Genomic DNA, 24,357 nt, shown 5'->3' on the forward strand with positions numbered 1-24,357 from the left:
CCCACACCCACGCCGGGCGCCCGTCCCCCCCGGCCCGCCGACCACCCCCACGCCGAGCCCCGCCCGTCAGCCCGCCCGGCCCTCAAAGCCGCTCGATCCCCCGCGGAGCCATCCGCGGCGCCCGCCTCCCCGGCACCCGCCCACTCAACAGCACCAACCGAGCCGCCCGATGCCGCTGCCCGGCATACGGCTCCAGCAACCGCAGCATCACGGAGTCGTCCGCGTCCCGGTCCCCGCCCAGCGCGAACCCCACGATCCTCGGCAGATGCAGATCCCCCACCGTCACCGCGTCCGGTGCCCCATGACTGCGCTGCACGGTCTCCGCGGACGTCCACGGCCCGATCCCGGACACGACCTCCAGCCGCTGCTGCGCCGCCGCCGGCTCCATCCCGGCCGCCTCCTCCAGCCGCGCGGCGACCCGCACCGCCCGCAGGATCGTCGACGCCCGCTTGTCGTCCACCCCGGCCCGGTGCCACTCCCAGGACGGGATCAGCGCCCACGTCCGCGCCGACGGCATGACACACATCCGGTCGGGCGCGGGCCCCGGCGCCGGCTCCCCGAACCTCCGTACGAGCAGCCGCCACGCCTGATACGCCTCCAGCGTCGTGACCTTCTGCTCCAGAATCGACGGAATCAGCGACTCCAGCACCAGCCCGGTCCGCGTCAGCCGCAGCCCCGGCCGCCGGTGCCGGGTCAGCGCCAGCAGCCGGTGCCGCGGCACGAACGCGGACGGGTCGTCCTCGGCGCCCAGCATGCGCGGCAGCTGCTCCAGCAGCCACTCCGCCCCCGGCCCCCAGGCCTCGCCCCGTACCTCACCGCCGCGCGCGGTGACCCGCAGCGTGCCCGGCCCGGCGGGCGTCCGGCTGGCCCGCCACACGGACCCGTCGGGCATCGTCCGGAACGTCGGATCGCCCGGCCCGCGCCGCAACGGGCCGAGGACCAGCCCCAGCTCCAGCGGCCCGTCCGGCACCCACACCCGTACCTTCCCCGGAGCGGCGGCCTGCCGCGGCACCCCGCCCGCGGGTACGACGGCCTCCCCGCCGCGCACACTCGTGCGCGGAGGCCGGGGAGCGAAACGTCCTGCCAAGAAAGCCCCTGGGACATGGGAGAAAACGAAGAGGAGAACCGAGACGAGACGAGAGACGAGAGACGAGAGACGAGAGGGAGAAAACGAGACGTCCGTCCCTAAGAGGGTAGGCGCTCGGCGGAGCCGTCACCGCACCTCGATGAACGCCCCCGCGTCCCGCTCGGGCCGCGCCCGCGGTTCCTCGGCGGGACGGCCGACCGCGACCGCACCCATCGGGTCCCAGTCGCCCGGCAGGCCCAGCACCTCCCGTACGACGTCCCGGCAGAACATCGTCGAGGAGACCCAGGCCGAACCCAGCCGCTCCCCGGCGAGCGCGACGAGCAGGTTCTGCACGCCCGCGCCGGTGGCGACCACGAACATCTCCCGCTCGGCCCCGTCGCGCCGCGCGTCCCCATAGGTGTGCGAGCCGTCCATGACCAGGCACGGCACCACGAGGTACGGCGCATTGCGCAGCACGTCCCCGCGCCGGATCCGCTTGGCGACGGACTCCTCGCTCTTGCCGTCCCGCCTGAGGTCCGCGATCCAGGCGTCCCGCATCGCGTCCAGCAGCCGGGTGCGGGACTCCTGCGACTCCAGCAGTACGAAACGCCACGGCGTCGTGTGGTGCGGCGCCGGTGCCGTGACCGCCGCGGCCACCGCCCGGCGCACGGCACCGGGATCGACCGGCTCGTCCGTGAAGGCCCGTACCGTACGGCGCTGGGTGACCGCCTGCCGCACCGCCTCCGAGGTGCCCAGCCGGAACATGTCGTCGCGCGCGCCGCGCACCATCGCCCGCGCGCCCTCGCCGTCGTCCTCGGCCACCATCTGCGGCAGTCCGCGCACGACGGCGACGGGCAGCCCCGCGGCCTTGCCCTTGACCAGGTCGCCCGCGGCGGCGAGCTCGTCGGCGGTGGCGACGACGGTGGCGGCGAGCGGATTGCCGTAGGCGTCCGTGCCCCCGCGCAGGTCGTCGAGGACGCGCACCCCGGCGGCGCCGATCGCCACGTCCGTGAGCCCGGACCGCCAGGGCCGCCCGAACGTGTCGGTGACGACCACGCCGACGTCGACGCCCAGCGCGGCGCGCAGACCGTCCCGGATGCCGCGCGCGGAGGCGTCCGGGTCCTCGGGGAGCAGCAGCACCGTCCCGGACGGCGTGTTGGAGGCGTCCACCCCGGCCGCCGCCATGACCAGGCCCTGGCGGTTCTCGACGATGCGCAGCGTGCCGCGCCGGGCCACCACCCGCACGGTCTCCGCGTCGATCGCGGCCTCACGGTCGGCGGCCCGTACGACTCTGCCCTCGGCCTTGGACACGATCTTGGACGTGACGAGCAGCACGTCCCCGTCGGTCAGCCCGGGCTCGGCCGCCGCGATCAGCTTGGCCAGGTCGTCGCCGGGCTGCACCTCCGGCAGACCGGGGACGGCCCACACCCGGTAGCCGTCCCGGTGGTCGTCCCGACAGCCGTCCCGCGGGCCGGGAGCAGCGTCACGTACGTCGTCCCTCATGCCTCCCGCACCTCCTCCGCCAGCGTCAGCGCCTCCCGGGCCATCTGCGCGGTGGCGTCGAGGTCGGTCATCATCAGCGGTACGGCGCGGCAGAGGATGCCGGCCGCCTTCACGCGCGTGACGGACTCCGCATCGACCGTGTCGACCAGCCAGCCGTCGAGCAGCCCCGAGCCGTAGTGCTCGGCGACCGCGGCCGCCGTGGACTCCACGCCGACCGCCGCGAGCACCTTGTCGGCCATCCCGCGCACGGGCGCGTCACCGACGATCGGGGAGAGGCCCACCACCGGCACCCCGGCGTCGGCGATCGCCTCCCGGATGCCCGGCACGGCGAGGATGGTGCCGACCGAGACCACCGGGTTGGACGGCGGGAAGAGGATCACGTCCGCCTCGGCGATGGCCTCCAGGACGCCGGGCGCCGGCTTGGCCTGCTCGGCGCCGACCGGCACGATCGCCTCGGCGGGGACCGAGGCGCGCAGCCGTACCCAGTACTCCTGGAAGTGGACCGCCTTGCGCTCCCCGGACCCCGCGCCGGAGTCACTGTCGGGCAACGTGACGGCGACGTGTGTCTCCACGCGGTCGTCGGTCATCGGGATGAGGCGGACGCCCGGCTTCCAGCGGTCGCACAGCGCCTGCGTCACCGCGCTGAGCGAGTACCCGGCGGCGATCATCTGCGTCCGCACGATGTGCGTGGCGAAGTCGCGGTCGCCGAGGCCGAACCACTCGGGTCCGACGCCGTACGCCGCGAGCTCCTCCTTGAGATGGAAGGTCTCGTCGGCCCGTCCCCAGCCCTGCTCCTCGTTGATGCCGCCGCCGAGCGTGTACATCACCGTGTCGAGGTCCGGGCAGACCTTCAGCCCGAAGAGGTGGATGTCGTCCCCGGTGTTGCCGATGACCGTGATGTCCGCGTCGGGCGCGGCCTGCTTCAGACCACGCAGGAAGCGGGCACCGCCGATGCCGCCTGCCAGAACCACAATGCGCATGGACCACAGTCTTGCAGGCCGGTACGACAGTGCGTCAGCCAGTCGTCACAGCGCCGGCGCCCGCGTCGCGCGGCAGTGCGGTCGAGCACTGCGGGGAGTGCATGGGCATCTCGCTGAGGCCCGGGTAGTAGATGTGCAGGCTGACCGCCGGCTCCAGCGTGTCGTTGACCACCTCGTGGACGTACCCCGGGGCGAACACGCGCTGGGCGCCCGCCCGCAACGCGCGCGTGTCGCCTTCCGTGCGCTCGGTCAGCGTGCCGTGCAGGACGGTCAGTACGCCGGAGGAGGGCCCGTGGTCGTGGCGTCCGCTGCCCTGGCCGGGCACCCAGGACAGCAGCCAGACCTCGTAGCCGGGGCCGGTGCGCAGCCGGTGGTACCAGCGTGTCGTCGTGTCGTACCGGACGAGGTGCGCCCACTGGGACCGGTCGGCGGCGATGGAGCGGGCCAGTCCGGCGAACTCGGCGACGGTGGCCGGGTGCTCGCGCGGTGGCTGCAGGAGGTGGGGGACTTCGAGGATGTCGCCGGCGATCTGGAGGTCGCTGTCGCTGTTCATGGGTGCGGTGGTTCCTCGGCAGAAGAGTGCGGGGAAGTGGCGAATGCGAAGAACGCCCTGGTGGGGCGAGGCACGGAGAGGGGAGTCGCGTGGACTCGGTACAGCCGGAGCGCGGTGGGCTCAACAGCTGGAACAGCAACAACAGCTACAGCGAGCGCGGGCAGCACCGTGGGACCCGGCGGTGCGGGTCGAGGTGAGCGCCAAGTTCGCGAGCATGCCCACAAGGACACCGGTTCACACCGGCACTGTCAACTCACTGCCCGCGGTGTGGGACATGTTTCACCCCATCCGGTTCATCCGGCAGGTGAAAGGTTTGCTCGGGCGGCTTCCGGGACACATGCGGCACAAGCCGGACGCACCGTCGCCGTTGCGATCCCGTGATCCGAATGTGATCTGGTTCGCTTCGGCGCGTGTGTCGGAACGGGACCGAACGCCGTGGCGTCCTCTCTGGTGCGGGCTCCGCACGGGACGGGCGTCCTGATGGGCCTCGTTGATATGTCAATGTTTCTGACGATTTGAACACTTTCCGCTTGGCCTTGGTTCCGCAGAGTGAATAAGGGACCCAATAGCAGATCTCGGCTTGACTCGCCCGGAGCAGCACACTTGTAATTTCACTCGTGTCGTTCAGCCGGAATCGGTAACGGCGGGATCACGGGGACGCGAAAGACAGACGAGGGGCGCACATGACCGAGCTGGTGCAGCAACTGCTGGTCGACGACGCGGACGAGGAACTCGGCTGGCAGGAGCGCGCACTGTGCGCCCAGACCGACCCCGAGTCCTTCTTCCCCGAGAAGGGCGGCTCCACCCGGGAGGCCAAGAAGGTCTGCCTCGCCTGCGAGGTCCGCTCCGAGTGCCTCGAATACGCCCTTGCCAACGACGAGCGCTTCGGCATCTGGGGCGGCCTGTCCGAGCGGGAACGCCGCCGCCTGAAGAAGGCCGCCGTCTGACCGGCCGCCCGGCGGCCGACGTACCTCCGCACGTCCCTCCACGTGCACAACGGCAGGAACCGGCAGGAACGGTAGGAACGACCCCTCGCAGGTGGGTTGTCCACAGGCGGCGAACCGTCGTCCTGCCCAGCCGATAGTGTGGGCGCTCGTCCGAGACGCCCCGCCACCCCCAACAGGCACGGGCGTCCACCGCAGTCCACCGAACCGGGGCCCGTACCTCGATGTCCGTGCACAGCCACACGGCAGCCCAGCAAGACCTCGCTGCCACACCTGAGTTCCCGCGTCACGTGGTGACCGCGGTCCTCGTCTCCCACGACGGAGCCCGCTGGCTGCCCGACGCGCTCGCCGGGCTGCTCGGCCAGGAGCGCCCCGTCCAGTACGCCGTGGCCGCCGACACCGGCAGCGCCGACGACTCCGCCCGGCTGGTCACCGAAGCCCTCGGTGACGACCGCGTGCTCCACCTCGCCCGGCGCACCGGCTTCGGCCAGGCCGTCGAGGAGGCCACCCGCACGGCTCCCGTCCTCACCCCCGACGACCTGGCGTACCTGAGGCGGCCCAGCAGCTGGGACCCCGTCACGCGCACGTGGCGCGACGACGCCTACGACCTCCCGGACCTCCCCCACGGAGAGCCGGTGCAGTGGCTCTGGCTGCTGCACGACGACTGCGCCCCCGAACCCGACGCCCTGGCCCAGCTGCTGCGCGTCGTGGACACCGAGTACGAACTCGGCCGCGAGGACGTCGCCGTCGTCGGCCCCAAGCTCCTCGGTTGGTACGACCGCCGGCAACTGCTGGAGGTCGGCGTCTCCATCGCCAACTCCGGCCGCCGCTGGACCGGACTGGACCGCCGCGAACAGGACCAGGGCCAGCACGACCACGTCCGGTCCGTCCTGTCGGTGTCGACGGCCGGCATGCTGATCCGGCGTGATGTCTTCGAGCGGCTCGGCGGGTTCGACCGCCGGCTGCCGCTGATGCGCGACGACGTCGACCTGTGCTGGCGCGCGCACGCCGCCGGACTCCGCGTCCTGGTCGCCCCGGAGGCGGTCGTACGCCACGCCGAGGCGGCCTCCCGCGAACGCCGCGCGGTCGACTGCGCGGGCCGCACCACCGCCTCCCCGCACAAGGTGGACAAGGCCGGCGCCGTCCACACCCTCCTCGTCAACGTCCGTACGGCCGCGCTGCCCTGGGTACTGCTGCGCATCGTCGTCGGCACCCTGCTGCGGACCCTCGCCTACCTCGTCGGCAAGGCTCCCGGCCAGGCGGTCGACGAGATCCGGGGTCTGCTGGGCGTCCTGTTCCGGCCCGAACGCGTCATCGCCGGACGCCGCGAACGGGGCCGCCCGCAGGTCGAGAAGGACGAGCTGCGCCCCCTGTTCCCGCCCCCCGGCGCGACCATCCGCGTCACCGTCGAACAGGTCGCGGGCGACCTCTTCGGCAGCTCCGACGCCGAGGCGGCACTGGGCGCCGGACGGCACGGCGGCGCCATCGAGTCCGGACCCGGCGGCGACGACGCCGACTTCCTCGAGCTGGAGCAGTTCGCCCGGCTCAAGCGCATCGCCCGCAAGCCGGGCCCGGTGCTCTTCCTGGTGCTGCTGCTCGTCTCCCTGGCCGCCTGCCGCGCACTCCTCGGCGGCGGCGCCCTGGCGGGTGGCGCGCTGCTGCCCGCCCCGGCCGGCGCCGGCGAGCTGTGGTCGCGGTACGTGGACGCCTGGCACACGGTGGGCACGGGCGGCACCGCCTCCCCACCGCCCTACCTCGCGCTCGTCGCCACGCTCGCCTCCCTGATGCTCGGCTCCACCGGGCTCGCCGTCACCCTGCTGCTGGTCTGCTCGGTGCCCCTGGCCGGCGTCACCGCGTACTTCGCCTCCCGCCCGCTCGTCACCTCGCGGCTGCTGCGCGCGTGGGCGGCCGTCGCCTACGCCTTCCTGCCCGCCGCCACCGGCGCCCTCGCCGGCGGCCGCGTCGGCACCGCCGTCCTCGCCGTACTGCTCCCGCTCCTCGCGCGCGCGGGCGTCGCGGCGGCCGGCCTGGCAGGCCCGTCCGGCGCCCGCGGCAGCTGGCGGGCCACCTGGGCGTACGCGCTGCTGCTGACGATCACCACCGCCTTCACGCCCGTCGTGTGGCCCCTCGCGCTGCTCCTCGGCATCGGGGTCCTGGTCCTGCGCAGGGCCGACATCACCGCGTACGGGCTGCGCTTCCTCGCCCAGCTCGGCACCCCCCTGCTGCTCCTCGCCCCCTGGTCGCTGTCGCTGCTCCCGTTCGGCTTCTTCGACGAGGCCGGCCTGGAGTACGGCGCCTCGGCCGCCTCCGCCCTCGACCTGCTCGGGGCGAGCCCCGGCGGTCCCGGCACGGTCGGCGGGCTGGTCCTCATCGGCATCGTGCTGGCCGCGCTGGCCGCCCTGCTGCGCTCGGAAAGGCAGTTGGGCATCTGGACGGCGTGGACCGTCGCCCTGGTCGCCCTGGTCTTCGCGGTCCTGTCCAACCGCTCCGCCTGGGCCGGCCCCGCCACCCTCGTCTACGGCATCGCCCTCCTGGCCGCCGCGGCCCTCGGCGCCGACGGGGCACGCTCGCGCGTGGCCGAGCAGAGCTTCGGCTGGCGCCAGCCGGTCGCCGTCCTGATCGCCCTCGCCTCGGCCGTCGGTCCGCTGATCGCCGCCATCGGCTGGATGATCGGGGGCGCCGACGGACCCCTGGAGCGACGCGACCCCGTACAGGTCCCCGCGTTCGTCGCCGAGGAGAGCCACACCCGCGACCAGGTCCGCACCCTCGTGCTCGACAGCGACTCCGCCGCCCATGTGAGCTACATGCTGGTCCGCGGCTCCGGAGTCCGTCTCGGCGACGGCGAACTGGCCGACGGCGGCGGCAACGGCAGGCTCGACAAGATCGTCGCCAACCTCGTGGCCGGTTCCGGCGCCGACCAGGCCGACCAGCTCGGTGGCTTCGCCGTGCGCTACGTCCTCGTGCACAAGGGAGCACCCCGCGAGGTCACCCGCGTCCTGGACGCCACGCCCGGCCTGAGCCGGCTCAGCCAGCAGGACGGCAGCGGACTGTGGCGGGTCGACCAGGAGGTCGCGCGCGCGACCGTCGTGTCCGGTGACGGTTCCGGTTCCGGTTCCGGCGAGCCGCAGCCCGTCGCGGCCGGGCCCGTCGAGATCCACACCGAGCTCCCGGCCGGCTCCGACGGCCGCGTGCTGCGCCTCGCCGACTCCGCCGCCCCGGGCTGGACGGCCACCCTGGACGGCAAGCCGCTCAACCGCACCACGGTCGACGGCTGGGCCCAGGGCTTCGAACTCCCCGCCGCCGGCGGAAAGCTGGACGTCACCTACGAGGCCCCCTTCACCCACACCGCCTGGCTGTGGGCCCAGGGTCTCCTCGCCGTCGTCCTGGTCGTCCTCGCCCTGCCCGGCAGGCGCCGCGACGTCGACGACGACCTGCCCGACGAGCCGCTCGTCCCCGCAGAGGCCGTCGAGGGCGAAGGCCGCCGGGCCCGGCGACTGCGTGCCCAGGCCGAGGCGGAGGCGGAGGCCCGGGCCGAGGCCGGAACAGGGGCCGAGCCGGAGCCCCCGGCCGCCACCGAGGACGCCGACGCGCCCGCGCAGACCCCCGTGACGGTCCCGCATCAGCAGACCTACGGAGACTGGGACCCGGCGGCGTACGCCGGCACCGAGTACGGCACCTACGGCACGCCCGGCGGCGAGCAGTACCAGGACGCCCAGCAGTACGACGCGGGCGGCTACGGACAGCAGCCGTACCAGGGAGTCCCCTACCAGGCGGGTGCCCAGCAGGGCGGTCCGGGCAACGAGGACGGCCCGTACGAGGCGGCCCCGTACGACCCGTACACCTACGACCCGTCGGGGTCCGGCGCGTACGACCCGTCGGGATCCGGCACCGCGTACGACCCGTCGGGATCCGGCGCGTACGACCCGACCGGGGCCGGCACCTACGACCCGGCCTACGGCACGACGTACGGCCAGGGCGATTACGCCGCGCCGTACGACCCTTCCCAGCCCCAGCACCCCCACGGCACGGGCAGTGAGCGTCCCGACGGGAGCCAGCAGTGAACCGCACCACCCTGTCCCTGATCGCCGGCGTGGCGGCGCTCGCCGCCGTCACCGGATTCGCGGCGGTGTCCCCACCGGACACCTCCGGCGCGGACACCGCAGAGGCGGCCGCCCGGCTGCCGGTGGAGCGCACCAGCCTGCTGTGCCCGGCACCCAGCACCTCCGACCTCGCCGAGACGTCGTACACCTCCTTCACCCCCGTCACGAAGGGCACCGACGAGAAGGGCAAGGCCGAACTCGCGTCCGTGACCGGGCAGGACGGGAAGAAGAAGACCGTCAAGCCCGTCCTGCAACCCAAGGCGCCCGGTACGCCGGTCACCGCGGAGATCTCCGGCGCCGACGCACCCGCGCTCGTCGGCACCGCGGAGGGGAGCTACGCGCCCGGCTGGACCGTGCAGCAGACCACTCAGGTCGCCGCCGGGACGGGCCGGGGACTGCTGGGCGTCGACTGCACCGCCGCGGACACCGAGTTCTGGTTCCCGGGCGCCAGCACGGCGACCGGCCGCACCGACTACGTGCACCTGACGAACCCCGACGACTCGGCGGCCGTCGTCGACATCGAGCTCTACGGCAAGGACGGAGCCCTGAAGTCGACGGTGGGGGAGGGCATCACGGTGCCGCCGCACGGCAATGCGTCCCTCTTGCTGTCCACGCTCAGCGACGTGGAGCAGACCGACCTCACCGTGCACGTCGGCGTGCGCAGCGGGCGGGTCGGCGCCGCGGTACAGGCCTTGGACGCCAAGACCGGCGGCGACTGGCTGACCGCGTCCGCGGACCCGGCGAGCGACCTGGTGCTCCCGGGCATCCCCAAGGACGCCACAGCAGTGCGTCTGGTGCTGTTCACGCCCGGCGGCACCGACGCCGACCTGAAGGTGCGCATCGCCGCGCCGTCCGGGTCGATCACGCCCGCCGGGCACGAGACGGTGCACGTCAAGGCGGGCATGACGACGGGTGTCGACCTGGGTGAGGTCACGCGCGGAGAGGCGGGGTCCCTGGTGCTGACGCCGACGGCCGGGGCCGTGCCGGTCGTGGCCGCGGTCCGGGTCGTGCGGGGCAAGGGCGCCGAGCAGGAGTCGGCCTTCATCCCCGCCTCCGGCCCGGTCGGGGCGCGCGCCACCTCCGTGGACAACCGTGCCAAGAGCACGACCCTGTCCCTGGCCGCCCCCGAGGAGGGCGCGGAGGTCAGGGTCACGGCGTCGGCGGGCACCGAGGGGGGGACGACGGCGACCAGGACGTACAAGCTCAAGGGCGGCACCACCCAGGACGTCGAGGCACCGGTCCCCGCCGGCCTCAAGGGCACCTACGCGCTGACGGTCGAGACCGTTTCGGGCGGCCCGGTGTACGCGTCCCGCACCCTGACCGATCCGGAGGACGACGACGTGGCGTCCTTCACCGTGCAGACCCTCTCCGACGACCGGGGAACGGTGGCGGTACCCAAGGCGGAGGAGGACTTGTCGGTACTGCAGAGGTAGGGACAGAGGAGCGGACCGTCACGGGCGGGCCCGCTCAGTCCTCCCCGTACCGCGGATCCACCGTCTCCGGCGTCAACCCCAACAACTCCGCGACCTGCTCGACGACGACCTCGTGCACGAGCGCCGCCCGCTCGTCCCGCCCCTTCGTCCGGATCTCGACCGGTCGCCGGTACACGACCACCTGCCCCCGCCGCCCGTCCCGCGGGGGCACCGCACCCCCGAGCGGAACCGCCTCGTCGTTCCACACCTCCCCGGCGGCACCGTCCAGCCGGGGCACCTCGAGGACCAGGAAATCGACGTCGGCGAGCTGCGGCCACCGCCGTTCGAGGCGCTCCACGGAGTCCTGCACCAGATCCGCGAAGATCTCAGCCCGGCTCGCGGCCAGCGGTACCTGCGGGGGCGCGATCGGGCCGCGCATGCCCCGGCCGTGGCGATCACGGCGGCGGGGCCCTGGGCGGCCGGCATCACGGGGCGTCACGGGGTTGTCCATCACTGGTGAAGGGTAGTCCCCGACGGGTCCCTGTGCCGGACCGCACACGCACACCCGGCAGCGCAGGAGCGCCCCGGACCGCATGTCGCAGGATGACCATTCCGGCCAAGGTTGGGCTCGATTCCGTATCTCTCCGTGACCGTGGAACTCAAGCCAAATGTCGCTGTTTGTGCCGGGTCGTGACCGCTTCCGAGGTCGTCCGGTATCCCGGAAACCGGCGTCCACGCAGGTCAACTGGGCGCGCCCAGAGGCTGTTGTGGTCCGTTTCACACCACGACACGGTGGTGTGACCTGGTGGAGAGTCGTCGCGGCCCGCTCAAGAGTGCGGTACCGTCCAACATCGTGAGCCCTGTACGTCGCTGTTCGCGCACCGCCTGCGGCCGTCCCGCCGTCGCGACGCTGACGTACGTCTACGCCGACTCGACCGCGGTCCTCGGCCCGCTCGCCACCTACGCCGAACCCCACTGCTACGACCTGTGCGCCGAGCACTCCGAGCGCCTCACCGCCCCGCGCGGCTGGGAGGTCGTCCGGCTCCTCGACGGCTCGGCCCCGGCCCGCCCGAGCGGCGACGACCTGGAGGCACTCGCCAACGCGGTGCGCGAGGCGGCCCGGCCGCAGGAGCGCGCGGCCGAGGCCGGCGGCGGCCCGCGAAGGGCCGACCCGATGGAGGTCGCGCGGCGAGGTCATCTGCGAGTGCTGCGCTCGCCGGACAACTGAGTCCCCGCCCGCCACTCCCGCACGGAACCGTTGCCGCACGCCCATTGACGCCATCTTGTCGCGGACACGACCCTTTTGAAGGTCACGAGAGAACGCTTTCGCATGGCGGAACCCGGGGAGGCGCCCGTGTACGTCCAGGAGCTGGAACCCGTCGCCGATTCGCTCGGCCTGTCCGCGCTGGTGGCGGGCCTTCCCCTGGTGATCGTCCTCGTCCTGCTCGGCGGCGTCCGCATGAAGGCCCATCTGGCGGGGCTCACGGGCCTCCTGGCGGCCGTACTCGTCGCCTGGCTCGCCTACGGCATGCCGCTGGACCAGACGGCCTCCAGCGCCGTCCAGGGAGCCGTGTTCGGGCTCTTCCCGATCCTGTGGATCGTCGTCAACGCCCTGTGGGTGTACCGGATGACCGTCCGCACCCGCCACTTCGACATCCTGCGCCGCTCCTTCGGGCAGCTCTCCGACGACCCGCGCATCCAGGCCCTGGTCGTCGCCTTCTGCTTCGGCGCCCTCCTGGAGGCCCTCGCCGGGTTCGGGGCGCCCGTCGCGATCTGCTCCGTCATGCTCGTGGCGCTCGGCTTCGACCCGGTGCGGGCGGCGGTCGTGTCGCTGGTCGCCAACACCGCGCCGGTCGCCTTCGGCGCGATGGGCACCCCCGTGGTGACGCTGGCCCAGGTCACCGGGCTGCCCCTGGACGACGTCGCCTCCGTGGTGGGCCGTCAGACGCCCCTGCTGGCTCTCGTCGTCCCGCTGCTGCTGGTCGCCCTGGTGGACGGACGACGCGGACTGCGCGAGACCTGGATCCCGGCGCTGGCCTGCGGCGTCGCCTTCGCCGTCGCCCAGTTCGTCGCCTCCAACCACGTCTCCCCCCAGCTCGCCGACATCGCCGCCGCTCTGCTGGGCGCCGGCGCCCTGGTCGCCGTACCGCACGCCCGCAGGCCCGCCGCCCAGCCCGTACGCGCGTCCGTCCTGACCGGCGTACGGAGCGAGGAACTGGACGAGGAGGACCCCGGCCGGGAGGTGCTGCGCGCGTACGCGCCGTACGCGCTGATCGTCGCCGTCTTCTCCGTCGCGCAGATCCCGGCGGTCAAGGACTGGCTGGCCCGGGCGACGCAGACGTACGACTGGCCGTTCCTGGACGTGGTCGACCCCGGGGGCCGTCCGGTCGGCGGCAACGTCTTCTCCTGGCCGATCGTCTCCACCGGCGGCACGCTCGTGCTGTTCGCCGGGTTGGCCACGGCGGTCGTCCTCGGCGTGCAGGCGCGCGTGGCGGTCAGGGAGTGGGTCGCGACCGTGCACGAACTGCGGTTCGCGATGCTCACCGTCGCCTCCGTGCTGGCCCTCGCCTACGTCATGAACCTCTCCGGCCAGGCCGCCACCATCGGCCACTTCGTCGCGGCGGCCGGCGCCGGACTCGCCTTCCTCTCGCCCGTGCTCGGCTGGTTCGGCGTCGCCGTCTCCGGCTCCGACACCTCCGCCAACGCGCTCTTCGGTGCCCTCCAGGTGACCGCCGCGCGGGAGTCGGGTCTGTCGCCCGAGCTGCTCGCCGCCGCCAACAGTTCGGGGGGCGTCCTCGGCAAGATGATCTCCCCGCAGAACCTCACCATCGCCTGCGCGGCCGTCGGCCTCGCGGGCCGCGAGGGCGACCTGCTGCGCAAGGTGCTGCCCTGGAGCCTCGGCCTGCTGCTGGTGATGTGCCTGATCGTGGTCGGGCAGTCCACGCCGGTCCTGGGCTGGATGCTGCCCTGACCCGTGCCGGTGCGTACAGGTAGTTTGTGGGTTCCGACAGGACTTTCAGGAAGGTTGGCCGTGGCTGCTGATCTGTCGCAGATCGTGAAGGCGTACGACGTACGCGGTGTGGTCCCGGACCAGTGGGACGAGTCGCTGGCCGAGCTGTTCGGCGCGGCCTTCGTCGAGCTGACCGGCGCGAACGCCATCGTGGTCGGCCACGACATGCGGCCCTCCTCCCCGGGCCTGTCCGGCGCCTTCGCGCGCGGGGCGGCGACCCACGGCGCCGACGTCACCGAGATCGGCCTGTGCTCCACCGACCAGCTGTACTACGCCTCCGGCGCGCTGGACCTGCCGGGCGCCATGTTCACGGCCTCGCACAACCCGGCCCGGTACAACGGCATCAAGCTCTGCCGCGCGGGCGCCGCCCCCGTCGGCCAGGACACGGGCCTCGCGGAGATCCGCGCCCTCGTGGAGCGGTGGAGCGACACCGGCGCACCCGAGCCGTCGTCCCGCCCGGGCACGGTCACCCGGCGCGACACCCTCGCCGACTACGCGGCCCACCTGCGCTCGCTGGTCGACCTCACCGCCATCCGCCCCCTGAAGGTCGTCGTCGACGCGGGCAACGGCATGGGAGGCCACACCGTCCCCACGGTCTTCGCCGGCCTGCCCCTCGACCTGGTGCCGATGTACTTCGAACTGGACGGCACGTTCCCCAACCACGAGGCCAACCCGCTCGACCCCGCCAACCTCGTCGACCTCCAGCAGCGCGTCCGCGAGGAGGGCGCCGACCTCGGCCTCGCCTTCGACGGCGACGCCGACCGCTGCTTCGTCGTCGACCAGAACGGCGACCCGGTCTCCCCGTCCGCGGTCACCGCCCTCGTCGCCTCCCGCGAACTCGCCCGCAACGGCGGCCAGGGCACGGTCATCCACAACCTGATCACCTCCTGGTCCGTGCCGGAGGTCGTGCGGGAGAACGGCGGCACACCGGCACGCACGCGCGTGGGCCACTCCTTCATCAAGGCCGAGATGGCCCGCACCGGCGCGATCTTCGGCGGCGAGCACTCCGCGCACTACTACTTCCGCGACTTCTGGAACGCCGACACCGGCATGCTGGCCGCCCTGCACGTCCTGGCGGCCCTCGGCGAGCAGGACGGCCCGCTGTCCGCCCTCGTCGCCCAGTACGACCGCTACACCGGCTCCGGCGAGATCAACTCCACCGTCGCCGACCAGACGGCCCGCCTCGCCGCGATCAGGGCCGCGTACGAGGGCCGCGACGACGTCACCCTCGACGAACTGGACGGCCTGACCGTCACCGCGGCCGACTGGTGGTTCAACGTCCGCCCGTCCAACACCGAGCCGCTGCTGCGCCTGAACGCGGAGGCCCGCGACGAGGCGACGATGACGAAGGTGCGCGACGAGGCGCTGACCATCATCCGCTCCTAGTGCCGCAACAGGCAACGTTCGCCCCGTCGCGACGCCCGGCACGCACTCTCGCCGCACCGGCCGAAAGCCCGAGTACGTCCAGTACGAGGGCTTCCGGCCGGCACGCCGAGAGCACGCACCGGACGCCGCTCCTTACCGGGCAAACGTTGCCTGCCGCGGCACTAGCCACGAGCAGCCGTCCCGCGTAGCTGCGGGCAGTCGTGCCTCCCCCGCTCATGGGGTCCACCCGCTCGAGCGAAGCCGAGAGTGGGGGAGAAGCCGAGAGTGGGGGAGGCACCCGGGCCGGCGCCGGCCCGCTTGGCCCACCCCCGGCCCGCACCCGTGCCGGGCCGTTGCCGCTGCGCCCACCGAGCCACCCCGACCCCGGGCACACGGCCACCCACCGGCGGTACCCTGACCAGCACATCCGCACAGACCCGACCGCCCCCGAAAGGAACCCTCATGCCGCTCGAAGCCGGCCTCCTGGAGATCCTCGCCTGCCCGGCCTGCCACGCCCCCCTCAAGGAGCAGGACGCCGAGCTGGTCTGCACCGGTCAGGACTGCGGCCTGGCCTACCCGGTGCGCGACGGCATCCCCGTACTCCTCGTCGACGAGGCCCGCCGCCCCGGGTAACCGACGGCCAGGCGCCCGCCCGCGCACCCGAACGAACGCTTCCGGCGATCGGAGACTGCCGCCATGCTCGACGAATCGCTCCTCGACGCCCCGGAGCGCCTCACCGAGGCCGACCGCCGCGGCCTGCTCCGCGGCGCCGCCGAGGCCGGTGCCCGCGTACGCACCGCCGCCCGGCTCGCCGCCGAGGCCGGCGTCGGCAACCTCAAACCCGACGGCCGCCCTCGCGCCGTCCTCATCGCCGGCCCCGGCGCCGCCGCCACCCAGGCCGCCGACCTCCTCGGCACCCTCGCCGGCGCCGGCAGCCCCGTCACCCGCCTCGCGCCCACCGGCGTCGCCCCCGCCGCGGGCGCCCTGCGCTGGGAACTGCCCGGCTGGGCCGGCTCCGTGGACCTCCTGCTGATCGCCACCCCCGACGGCGCCGAGCCAGGGCTGTCCCTGCTCGCCGAGCAGGCCTACCGCCGGGGCTGCACGGTCGTCGCCGTGGCCCCCGCCCGTTCCCCGCTCAGCGAGTCGGTGAACGGCTCCCACGGCCTGTTCCTCCCGATGGCGACCGCCCCGTACGACCACGACGAGCCCCTCGCCGGCGCGGCCCCCGGCGTCCTGTGGGCCCTGCTCACCCCCCTGCTCGCGCTGCTGGACCGCACCGCCCTGCTCGACGCGCCGCCCGAGGCGATCGAGAAGGTCGCCGACCGCCTCGACCAGGTCGCCGAACGCTGTGGGCCCGCCATCGTGACCTACAGCAACCCCGCCAAGACCCTGGCGGCGGAGCTCGCCGAATCCCTTCCGGTCGTCTGGACCGAGGGCACCTCCGCCGGCCCCGCCGGCCGCCGATTCGCCGCCGCGCTCGCCGAACTGTCCGGCACCCCGGCGGTCGTCGCCGAACTGCCCGAGGCCCTCGCCGCGCACAGCGCCCTGCTCGCCGGCCGACTCGCCGCCGCGGCCGACCCCGACGACTTCTTCCGGGACCGCGTCGAGGAAGCCCCGGCCCTGCACGCGCGCGTGGTGCTCCTTCGCGACCGCCCCAGCGGCGGCCTCACGGCCGCCCCCGCAGCCCGTGAACTGGCCCTCGGCCACGACACGCCGATCAGCGAACTGGAGCCGGAAGCGGGCGGCGAACTGGAGACCCTCGCCGAGCTGATCGCCATCACGGATTTCGCCGCCGTTTACCTGGCGCTCGCCTCGGGCGCCTGACCTCGTACGAAGCGAGACACCCACCACGACGCGCAGCGCGGCGCGGCACGCACCGAAGGATCGGCAGAAAGAGCCCATGGACCGCCTCGACAACACCGTCCGCCCCTACGCCTGGGGTTCCACCACCGCGATCCCGGCCCTGCTCGGGACCGAACCGACCGGCGAACCGCAGGCGGAGATGTGGATGGGAGCCCACCCCGGCGCCCCGTCCCGCACCGACCGGGGAACCCTCGCCCAGATCGTCGCCGCCGACCCCGAGAAGGAACTGGGCCCCGCCTCCGTGGCCAAGTTCGGGCCCCGCCTGCCCTTCCTCCTCAAGCTCCTCGCCGCCGGCGCACCACTCTCCCTCCAGGTCCACCCCGACCTCACGCAGGCCAAGGAGGGCTACGAGGACGAGGAGCGTCGGGGAGTCCCCCTGGACGCCCCGCACCGCAACTACAAGGACGCCAACCACAAGCCCGAACTGATCTGCGCCCTCACCGAGTTCGACGGCCTGTGCGGCTTCCGCGCCCCGGACGAGACGGCCGACACGCTCGACGGCCTCGGCGTCGCCTCCCTCAAGCCCTACGTCGACCTGCTGCGCGCCCACCCCGAGGACGCCGCCCTGCGCGAGGTCCTCACCGCCATCCTCACCGCCGACCCCGAGGAGATGTCCCGCACGGTCACCGAGACCGCCGCCGCCTGCGAGCGACTCGGCGGCGCCTACGCGCCCTACGCCGACATCGCCCACCACTACCCGGGCGACCCCGGCGTCCTCGCGGCGATGCTCCTCAACCACGTCCGGCTCCAGCCCGGCGAGGCCCTGTTCCTCGGCGCCGGCATCCCGCACGCCTACCTCAACGGCCTCGGCGTCGAGATCATGGCCAACTCCGACAACGTCCTGCGCTGCGGGCTGACCCCCAAGCACGTCGACGTCCCCGAACTCCTGCGCATCGTCCGCTTCGAGGCGGGCGACCCCGGCATCCTCCGCCCGGAGGCGTCCCCCGACGGAGAAGAGGTCTACGACACCCCGATCGACGAGTTCCGCCTGTCCCGGTACGTCCTCCCCGAGGGCACCGCGGCCCACGACCTCACCCTCGCCACCCCGCAGATCCTGCTCTGCACGGCGGGCACCGTACGGGTCGGCCCGCACGACCTGACCCCCGGCGCCTCCGTCTTCGTCCCGGCGGACGAAAAGACCGAAGTGTCCGGGAGCGGCACCCTCTTCCGGGCCACCGTCCTCACCTGAGGCCTGCCTGACGCGAACACGACGGAGCAGCCCGCACGCCGAAGTCGCCGACGGGCTGCAACAATGACGCACCGCAAAGGAGGGGCAAAGCCGGACGACCGGCCGAGCCCCCACCGGTGTACGGACGCAGACGAAGGCGAAGGGACAACGCGACACATGAGCGCGTCAGGCGGAACAAAGGCGATCGTGGCGGCACTTCTCGCCAACCTCTCGATCGCGATAGCGAAATTCGTGGCGTTCCTCTTCAGCGGATCGTCATCGATGCTCGCCGAGTCCGTGCACTCCCTCGCCGACTCCGGCAACCAGGGACTGCTGCTCCTCGGCGGCAAGCGCGCCCAGCGCGCCGCCACCCCCCAACACCCCTTCGGCTTCGGCCGCGAGCGCTACATCTACGCCTTCCTCGTCTCCATCGTGCTCTTCTCGGTCGGCGGCATGTTCGCCCTCTACGAGGGCTACGAGAAGATCAGGCACCCGCACGAACTGGAGCACTGGTACTGGCCGGTGGGCGTCCTGATCTTCGCGATCATCGCCGAGGGCTTCTCCTTCCGGACCGCCATCAAGGAGTCCAACACCCTGCGCGGAAAGAAGTCCTGGAAGGAGTTCGTCCGCCACGCCAAGGCCCCGGAGCTGCCGGTCGTCCTCCTGGAGGACCTCGGCGCCCTCGTCGGCCTCGTCCTCGCCCTCGGCGGCGTCGGCCTCGCCCTGCTCACCGGTGACGGCGTCTGGGACGGCATCGGCACCCTGTGCATCGGCATCCTGCTCATCCTGATCGCGCTGGTCCTGGCCGCCGAGACCAAGTCCCTGCTGCTCGGCGAGGCCGCGGGCATCGAGACGGTCCAGCGGATCGAGACCGCGATCGTCGCCGGCGACACGGTCACCGGCATCATCCACATGCGCACGCTCCACCTCGGCCCCGAGGAACTGCTCGTCGCCGCGAAGATCTCCGTCCGCCACGACGGCACGGCCACCGAGATCGCCTCCGCGATCGACGCCGCCGAGGCCCGCATCCGCGAGGCCGTCCCGATCGCCCGCGTCATCTACCTGGAACCTGACATCTACAGCGCGTCCGAAGCGGCCAAGGGCCCGGACCGCGAGGCGACCCCCGGCGGCCCGACCTCGCCCCCCGCCGCGCACTGACGCCGCCACACCCACGCCCCCGGCGTGTCCCGTCACCCTTCGTGAACGTCCGGAAGTGTTCGGAGGCGGACTGGGGACGACCGGGGCCACCGGTGTAGCTTGGGACGGAGCCAGACGTCGCTGCTGATGGCGGTCGGGCGGTCCCAGGACGGACCGGCCGAGGGAGAGAGGGCCTCCGACGGACTGCGCTGCGCGCACGCGGGCATGCCCGTGTCCTCTTCGGGGCACTCCTGTGTCCGCCGCCGCGCAGGTCAGCCGTACCCACCTCGACCCCAACCCGAGGAGCAGCCCGTAATGACGACTGTCGACAACCGGCAGGACTTCAAGGTCGCCGACCTCTCCCTGGCCGCGTTCGGCCGCAAGGAGATCACCCTCGCCGAGCACGAGATGCCGGGCCTGATGGCGATCCGCAAGGAGTACGCCGAGGCCCAGCCGCTCGCCGGCGCCCGTGTCACCGGCTCCCTGCACATGACCGTGCAGACCGCCGTCCTCATCGAGACCCTCGTCGCCCTGGGCGCCGAGGTCCGCTGGGCCTCCTGCAACATCTTCTCCACCCAGGACCACGCCGCAGCCGCCATCGCCGTCGGCCCGAACGGCACGCCGGAGAACCCGCAGGGCGTCCCCGTCTTCGCCTGGAAGGGCGAGACGCTGGAGGAGTACTGGTGGTGCACGGAGCAGGCACTGACCTGGCCGAACACCCCCACCGGCGGCCCGAACATGATCCTGGACGACGGCGGTGACGCCACCCTCCTCGTCCACAAGGGCGTCGAGTACGAGAAGGACGGCAAGGTCCCCTCGGTCGACACCGCCGAGTCCGACGAGCACCGCGTCATCCTCGAACTCCTCACCCGCACGGTGAGCGAGAGCCCGCAGAAGTGGACCCAACTGGCGTCCGAGATCCGCGGTGTCACCGAGGAGACCACGACGGGCGTGCACCGCCTGTACGAGATGCACCGCGACGGCACCCTCCTGTTCCCGGCGATCAACGTCAACGACGCGGTCACCAAGTCGAAGTTCGACAACAAGTACGGCTGCCGCCACTCCCTGATCGACGGCATCAACCGCGCCACGGACGTGCTGATCGGCGGCAAGACCGCCGTCGTCTGCGGCTACGGCGACGTGGGCAAGGGCTGCGCGGAGTCCCTGCGCGGCCAGGGCGCCCGCGTGATCGTCACCGAGATCGACCCGATCTGCGCCCTGCAGGCGGCGATGGACGGCTACCAGGTCACGACGCTGGACGAGGTCGTCGACAAGGCCGACATCTTCGTCACCACGACCGGCAACAAGGACATCATCATGGCCTCGGACATGGCCAAGATGAAGCACCAGGCGATCGTCGGCAACATCGGCCACTTCGACAACGAGATCGACATGGCCGGCCTCGCCAAGATCCCCGGCATCGTCAAGGACGAGGTCAAGCCGCAGGTCCACACGTGGACCTTCCCCGACGGCAAGGTCCTCATCGTGCTGTCCGAGGGCCGCCTGCTGAACCTGGGCAACGCCACCGGCCACCCGTCGTTCGTGATGTCCAACTCGTTCGCGGACCAGACCCTGGCCCAGATCGAGCTGTTCACCAAGCCCGACGAGTACCCGACCGACGTCTACGTGCTGCCCAAGCACCTGGACGAGAAGGTCGCCCGCCTGCACCTCGACTCCCTCGGCGTCAAGCTGACCACGCTCCGCCCGGAGCAGGCCGACTACATCGGCGTCAAGGTCGAGGGCCCGTACAAGGCGGACCACTACCGCTACTGAGTCACCGACCACCGAGTCACCGACTCCTCAGAGACAGGCCCCCGCACCCCCGTGCCGGGGGCCTGTCCCGTGGGAGCCCCGCCGCATCAGCGGCCGGCCCAGCCCGTCACCACCCAGGACCACCATGCCCCGCGGCCGTTATTCGCTCCACGATCCGCACGATCACACCCCCCTCGCAGAAGAACACTTCCAGTGCGCCCCCGGCCCCTCCGGCTGGCGCTACGTCTCCCGGCTGACCACGCCCACCGGAGACCATCACGGCTCCGTCGACCTCGCCCTCGACGAACTCGGCCGGCCCATCCGCCTCGAACTGACCGCCGCGAGCTGGCGGGTGCGCGGCGCGGCCCTCGACGGCGTCACCTGGGTCCGTACCGACCCCACCGGAGTCCACGCCACCGAAGGCAATGCGCGCGCCCACGCCTTCACCGGCACGTCCCCGGCCTTCCTCGTCGCCCTCACCCGTCTCCTACGCCTCACCCCCTCCGCCGCGGCGACCCGCGTACGCCTCGTCGCCCTCACCGACCCGGTCCTCGCCCCCCGCACCGTGGACCAGTCCTGGGCCTTGCTGGACAGAGAAACACACGCCACTGACAACGGCCCCCTGATCGTGGACGAGTACCAGGTCACAGCCTTGGACACGGGCGAGCAGCACGCCGTGCACATCGCCGGCGACGTCGTGCTCGCGGCCCCCGGCATCGAGCTCGAGGACCTGGAGTCACCGCCGTCCGTCTTCCCCTGAGCGGCCTCGGCCGGCGAACCGGACGGCAACAGAACGCGCCGCTACGCCGGCGGCACGAAACCGGTGGAGGGACCACTGTCCGACGGCCGGTCCCCCCGCGAAGGCGCAGCCGGTGGCTGCACGGGCGGCACCGCCGGAGGGAGCACAGGCGGTGTCACCGGGGAAGCAGACCGAGGAGCGACGGGCTGCGCCGCCATGGGACCCACACCCGCACCCGCACCCGCACCCACACCCACACCCGCACCCGCAGAGGCGGCACCGAATGCCCGCCGTGCCTCGCGAGCCTGCCGTTCCTGCAGCACCGCCGCCAGGTAGGCCGCCGGCGGTACACCCTGTGGCGCCGGAGCACCCGTACGAGCCGCCACATCGGCGGCGAGCCGTTCCGCCACGGCCCAGCCGACCCGGGGATCCAGCTGCCCCATCCGCGTCAGGTACTGGCGGACGGCAAGCCACAGACCGTCGGGCACCGCGGACAGATCGAGCCCCGAGAACCGCCCCACCAGCCACGGCGGAGGCGGCGGCACGAAGCCCGCCGGTGCGACCGGCACCCGTTCCCGCACGACCAGGGTCCCCGCGAACACATCACCGAGCCGTCGCCCCCGCGCCGACACCAGCGAGGCGATACAGGCCACGACGCCGAACGTCAGCAGGATCTCTATCACCCCGATCAAGCCCCGCACGAGCGAGTGCCGGAACCGGATCGGCCCCCCGTCGTCCCGGACCACCCGCAGCCCGCACGCCATCTTGCCGAGCGAACGCCCATGGCTGAGCGTCTCCACCGCGATCGGCGCGCCCACCAGTACGAGCACGAAGGCCGCGATCGACAGCGCGGTCTGCGCCGCCGTGTCCAAAGAGGCCGTGGAAGCCACCAGCAGGACGGTCACCGCCACGTAGACGGCCACGGCCACCGCCAGGTCGAGCAGTACGGCCAGTGCCCTGCTGGGCAGCTTCGCGGGGCGCAGCTCCAGCGCCACCGCCTCGCCCGTCACCAGCTCACTCACGCCGCCCGCCGCCCTTCCCCTGACTGCCCCCGTCCCCGCCAGTCTGCCAAGCTGAGGACGCACCGCGCCGCAGTACGACAAGCTGATCCACGACGAGCCGCCGACGATAGCCGAGGAGCAGGCACACCGATGGACCTCGACGTCTTCGTCTCCGCCCACCGAGCGGAGTGGGACCGCCTCGACGCCCTGCTCCGGCGCCGGCGCCGACTGAACGGCGCCGAGACCGACGAACTCGTCGTCCTCTACCAGCGCGCGGCCACGCACCTCTCCCTGATCCAGTCCAGCGCCCCCGACCCGCAGCTGACCGGACGGCTCAGCCGGCTGGTGGCACGCGCGCGTAGTGCCGTGACAGGCACCCGCCGAGCCTCCTGGCGCGACGTCACCCGCTTCCTGACCCGGCAGTTCCCGGCCGCCGTGTACCGGGCACGGCACTGGTGGGTTCCCACCGCACTCCTGTCGACGGCCGTCGCGGCACTCCTGGGCTGGTGGATCGGCACCCACCCGGAGGTGCAGTCGACGATCGCGGCGCCGAGCGAACTGCGCGAGCTCACCCGCCCCGGCGGTCAGTACGAGACGTACTACTCGAGCCATCCGGCGGCTTCCTTCGCCGCACAGGTCTGGACGAACAACGCCTGGGCCGCCGCGCTCTGCCTGATCCTGGGCGTCTTCCTCGGTCTGCCCGTCATATGGGTCCTGTTCCAGAACATGCTCAACCTCGGCGTCGGCTTCGGCCTCATGTCGTCGGCCGGCCGCCTCGACACCTTCCTCGGACTCGTCCTGCCGCACGGCCTGCTCGAACTGACAGCGGTCTTCGTGGCCGCGGGCACCGGCCTGCGCCTCGGCTGGACCGTGATCGACCCGGGCCCCCGTACCCGACGCATCGCCCTCGCCGAAGAGGGCCGAGCCGCCATCGGCATGGCGATCGGCCTCGCCCTGGTCCTGTTCGTCTCCGGCGCCGTCGAAGGCTTCGTCACCCCGTCCGGCCTGCCCACCTGGGCCCGCATCACCATCGGAGTCGTCGCCGAACTGGCCTTCCTCGCCTACGTCTACGTCCTGGGCGGACGCGCCGTGCGCGCGGGTGACACGGGTGACGTCGAGGAGGCCGAGCGCAGCAGCGCCGTGCCGATGGCCGCCTGATGTGCATCCACGCCTGGCGAGCTGCTAGTGTCCTCTTCGTTCCCGCAAGAGCCGTTGACACGGAGCGCGCGGGGAGGTAGATTTCAACAGTTGCCTGGAGATGGGGTCACCCCAGAGGGCAACGGTGAGAACCTATCGGCTTCCTCCCGGATCATGGAATCCCGGAGAAGCACACTCCCGATGAATCGGAAATGAACAGCCGGTCAGACCGGCTCAGAACTTCTGATAAAGTCGGAACCGCCGGAAAGGGAAACGCGAAAGCGGGAACCTGGAAAGCACCGAGGAAATCGGATCGGAAAAGGATCTGATAGAGTCGGAAACGCAAGACCGAAGGGAAGCGCCCGGAGGAAAGCCCGAGAGAATCGGGTCAGTACAAAGGAAGCGTCCGTTCCTTGAGAACTCAACAGCGTGCCAAAAGTCAACGCCAGATATGTTGATACCCCGTCTCCGGCCGCACGGTCGGGACGAGGTCCCTTTGAAAAAACACAGCGAGGACGCTGTGAACGGTCGGATCATTCCTCCGACTGTTCCGCTCTCGTGGTGTACGCCGGATTACCGGCAAGCATTCACGGAGAGTTTGATCCTGGCTCAGGACGAACGCTGGCG

The 24,357-nt window shown here is 72.4% G+C and carries 19 protein-coding genes; 13 read left to right on the top strand and 6 right to left on the bottom strand.

All coding sequences use genetic code 11. The annotated features are described in order from the left end of the window. Positions 1-82: 82 nt before the first annotated feature. The 4 genes from RM812_RS37065 to RM812_RS37080 form a co-directional block, all read right to left on the bottom strand. The gene (locus RM812_RS37065; RefSeq protein WP_311584102.1) at positions 83-1,087 is read right to left on the bottom strand and encodes a DNA-3-methyladenine glycosylase family protein; all 1,005 of its coding nucleotides are present in this window, start codon (positions 1,085-1,087) and stop codon (positions 83-85) included. A gap of 126 nt (positions 1,088-1,213) precedes the next feature. Continuing rightward, complete coding sequence (locus RM812_RS37070) at positions 1,214-2,569, bottom strand: coenzyme F420-0:L-glutamate ligase (protein ID WP_311584105.1); 1,356 nt, start codon at positions 2,567-2,569, stop codon at positions 1,214-1,216. Further along, on the bottom strand, positions 2,566-3,549 hold the full coding sequence (gene cofD, locus RM812_RS37075; protein WP_311584108.1) for a 2-phospho-L-lactate transferase: 984 nt from the start codon (positions 3,547-3,549) through the stop codon (positions 2,566-2,568). Before cofD ends, RM812_RS37070 begins: the two co-directional genes overlap by 4 nt. 34 nt (positions 3,550-3,583) lie before the next feature. Next, positions 3,584-4,102: a cysteine dioxygenase gene (locus RM812_RS37080; RefSeq protein WP_311584111.1), complete on the bottom strand. Its 519-nt coding sequence runs from the start codon at positions 4,100-4,102 to the stop codon at positions 3,584-3,586. Positions 4,103-4,785: 683 nt separating this feature from the next. Between RM812_RS37080 and RM812_RS37085 the strand changes: the two genes are divergently transcribed. The 3 genes from RM812_RS37085 (at position 4,786) to RM812_RS37095 (ending at position 10,579) form a co-directional block, all read left to right on the top strand. Then, positions 4,786-5,049, top strand: a complete 264-nt coding sequence (locus RM812_RS37085) for a WhiB family transcriptional regulator (RefSeq protein ID WP_003975777.1) — start codon at positions 4,786-4,788, stop codon at positions 5,047-5,049. A gap of 221 nt (positions 5,050-5,270) precedes the next feature. Further along, positions 5,271-9,107, top strand: coding sequence for a glycosyltransferase (locus RM812_RS37090; protein WP_311584198.1), 3,837 nt, complete (start codon positions 5,271-5,273; stop codon positions 9,105-9,107). After that, positions 9,104-10,579: a DUF5719 family protein gene (locus RM812_RS37095; protein WP_311584201.1), complete on the top strand. Its 1,476-nt coding sequence runs from the start codon at positions 9,104-9,106 to the stop codon at positions 10,577-10,579. Before RM812_RS37090 ends, RM812_RS37095 begins: the two co-directional genes overlap by 4 nt. 34 nt (positions 10,580-10,613) lie before the next feature. On the opposite strand, the gene RM812_RS37100 is transcribed toward RM812_RS37095, so the two are convergent. Beyond that, positions 10,614-11,069 carry a metallopeptidase family protein gene (locus RM812_RS37100; protein WP_311584234.1) on the bottom strand — a complete coding sequence of 152 codons (456 nt, stop codon included), beginning with the start codon at positions 11,067-11,069 and terminating at the stop codon, positions 10,614-10,616. A gap of 294 nt (positions 11,070-11,363) precedes the next feature. On the opposite strand from RM812_RS37100, the gene RM812_RS37105 reads away from it, so the two are divergent. The 9 genes from RM812_RS37105 to RM812_RS37145 all read left to right on the top strand — a co-directional run bounded on the left by RM812_RS37105 (position 11,364) and on the right by RM812_RS37145 (position 21,613). Further along, positions 11,364-11,786 carry a DUF3499 domain-containing protein gene (locus RM812_RS37105; RefSeq protein ID WP_311584203.1) on the top strand — a complete coding sequence of 141 codons (423 nt, stop codon included), beginning with the start codon at positions 11,364-11,366 and terminating at the stop codon, positions 11,784-11,786. Between the two features lie 126 nt (positions 11,787-11,912). Continuing rightward, positions 11,913-13,529, top strand: a complete 1,617-nt coding sequence (locus RM812_RS37110) for an L-lactate permease (RefSeq protein WP_311584238.1) — start codon at positions 11,913-11,915, stop codon at positions 13,527-13,529. Positions 13,530-13,589: 60 nt separating this feature from the next. After that, entirely contained in the window at positions 13,590-14,954 is a 1,365-nt protein-coding gene (locus RM812_RS37115; RefSeq protein WP_311584206.1) for a phosphomannomutase/phosphoglucomutase, read from the top strand. A gap of 441 nt (positions 14,955-15,395) precedes the next feature. Further along, positions 15,396-15,566 carry a Trm112 family protein gene (locus tag RM812_RS37120; RefSeq protein ID WP_311584209.1) on the top strand — a complete coding sequence of 57 codons (171 nt, stop codon included), beginning with the start codon at positions 15,396-15,398 and terminating at the stop codon, positions 15,564-15,566. A gap of 63 nt (positions 15,567-15,629) precedes the next feature. Then, positions 15,630-16,757, top strand: a complete 1,128-nt coding sequence (locus tag RM812_RS37125) for an SIS domain-containing protein (protein ID WP_311584213.1) — start codon at positions 15,630-15,632, stop codon at positions 16,755-16,757. A 76-nt stretch (positions 16,758-16,833) separates the two neighbouring features. Beyond that, positions 16,834-17,985, top strand: coding sequence for a mannose-6-phosphate isomerase, class I (gene manA / locus RM812_RS37130; protein ID WP_311584216.1), 1,152 nt, complete (start codon positions 16,834-16,836; stop codon positions 17,983-17,985). Between the two features lie 156 nt (positions 17,986-18,141). Continuing rightward, positions 18,142-19,122 carry a cation diffusion facilitator family transporter gene (locus tag RM812_RS37135; RefSeq protein WP_311584219.1) on the top strand — a complete coding sequence of 327 codons (981 nt, stop codon included), beginning with the start codon at positions 18,142-18,144 and terminating at the stop codon, positions 19,120-19,122. A 294-nt stretch (positions 19,123-19,416) separates the two neighbouring features. Beyond that, positions 19,417-20,874: an adenosylhomocysteinase gene (gene ahcY / locus RM812_RS37140; protein WP_311584222.1), complete on the top strand. Its 1,458-nt coding sequence runs from the start codon at positions 19,417-19,419 to the stop codon at positions 20,872-20,874. A gap of 124 nt (positions 20,875-20,998) precedes the next feature. After that, positions 20,999-21,613, top strand: coding sequence for a hypothetical protein (locus tag RM812_RS37145; protein WP_311584225.1), 615 nt, complete (start codon positions 20,999-21,001; stop codon positions 21,611-21,613). Positions 21,614-21,654: 41 nt separating this feature from the next. Here the strand turns inward: RM812_RS37145 and RM812_RS37150 are convergent, their stop codons facing one another. After that, positions 21,655-22,614: an RDD family protein gene (locus tag RM812_RS37150; protein WP_311584228.1), complete on the bottom strand. Its 960-nt coding sequence runs from the start codon at positions 22,612-22,614 to the stop codon at positions 21,655-21,657. Between the two features lie 129 nt (positions 22,615-22,743). Between RM812_RS37150 and RM812_RS37155 the strand changes: the two genes are divergently transcribed. Next, positions 22,744-23,751, top strand: a complete 1,008-nt coding sequence (locus RM812_RS37155; protein WP_311584231.1) for a stage II sporulation protein M — start codon at positions 22,744-22,746, stop codon at positions 23,749-23,751. The last annotated feature ends 606 nt before the right edge of the window (positions 23,752-24,357 follow it).

The organism is Streptomyces lancefieldiae, from assembly GCF_031845825.1.
Taxonomy (GTDB): Bacteria; Actinomycetota; Actinomycetes; order Streptomycetales; family Streptomycetaceae; genus Streptomyces; species Streptomyces lancefieldiae.

Bases quoted from the DNA above. Each gene is read 5' to 3' on its own strand.
- RM812_RS37070 (WP_311584105.1), bottom strand. From the start codon at position 2,569: ATGAGGGACGACGTACGTGACGCTGCTCCCGGCCCGCGGGACGGCTGT.
- cofD (WP_311584108.1), bottom strand. From the start codon at position 3,549: ATGCGCATTGTGGTTCTGGCAGGCGGCATCGGCGGTGCCCGCTTCCTG.
- RM812_RS37080 (WP_311584111.1), bottom strand. From the start codon at position 4,102: ATGAACAGCGACAGCGACCTCCAGATCGCCGGCGACATCCTCGAAGTC.
- RM812_RS37085 (WP_003975777.1), top strand. From the start codon at position 4,786: ATGACCGAGCTGGTGCAGCAACTGCTGGTCGACGACGCGGACGAGGAA.
- RM812_RS37090 (WP_311584198.1), top strand. From the start codon at position 5,271: ATGTCCGTGCACAGCCACACGGCAGCCCAGCAAGACCTCGCTGCCACA.
- RM812_RS37100 (WP_311584234.1), bottom strand. From the start codon at position 11,069: ATGGACAACCCCGTGACGCCCCGTGATGCCGGCCGCCCAGGGCCCCGC.
- RM812_RS37120 (WP_311584209.1), top strand. From the start codon at position 15,396: ATGCCGCTCGAAGCCGGCCTCCTGGAGATCCTCGCCTGCCCGGCCTGC.
- RM812_RS37125 (WP_311584213.1), top strand. From the start codon at position 15,630: ATGCTCGACGAATCGCTCCTCGACGCCCCGGAGCGCCTCACCGAGGCC.
- manA (WP_311584216.1), top strand. From the start codon at position 16,834: ATGGACCGCCTCGACAACACCGTCCGCCCCTACGCCTGGGGTTCCACC.
- RM812_RS37135 (WP_311584219.1), top strand. From the start codon at position 18,142: ATGAGCGCGTCAGGCGGAACAAAGGCGATCGTGGCGGCACTTCTCGCC.
- ahcY (WP_311584222.1), top strand. From the start codon at position 19,417: ATGACGACTGTCGACAACCGGCAGGACTTCAAGGTCGCCGACCTCTCC.
- RM812_RS37145 (WP_311584225.1), top strand. From the start codon at position 20,999: ATGCCCCGCGGCCGTTATTCGCTCCACGATCCGCACGATCACACCCCC.
- RM812_RS37155 (WP_311584231.1), top strand. From the start codon at position 22,744: ATGGACCTCGACGTCTTCGTCTCCGCCCACCGAGCGGAGTGGGACCGC.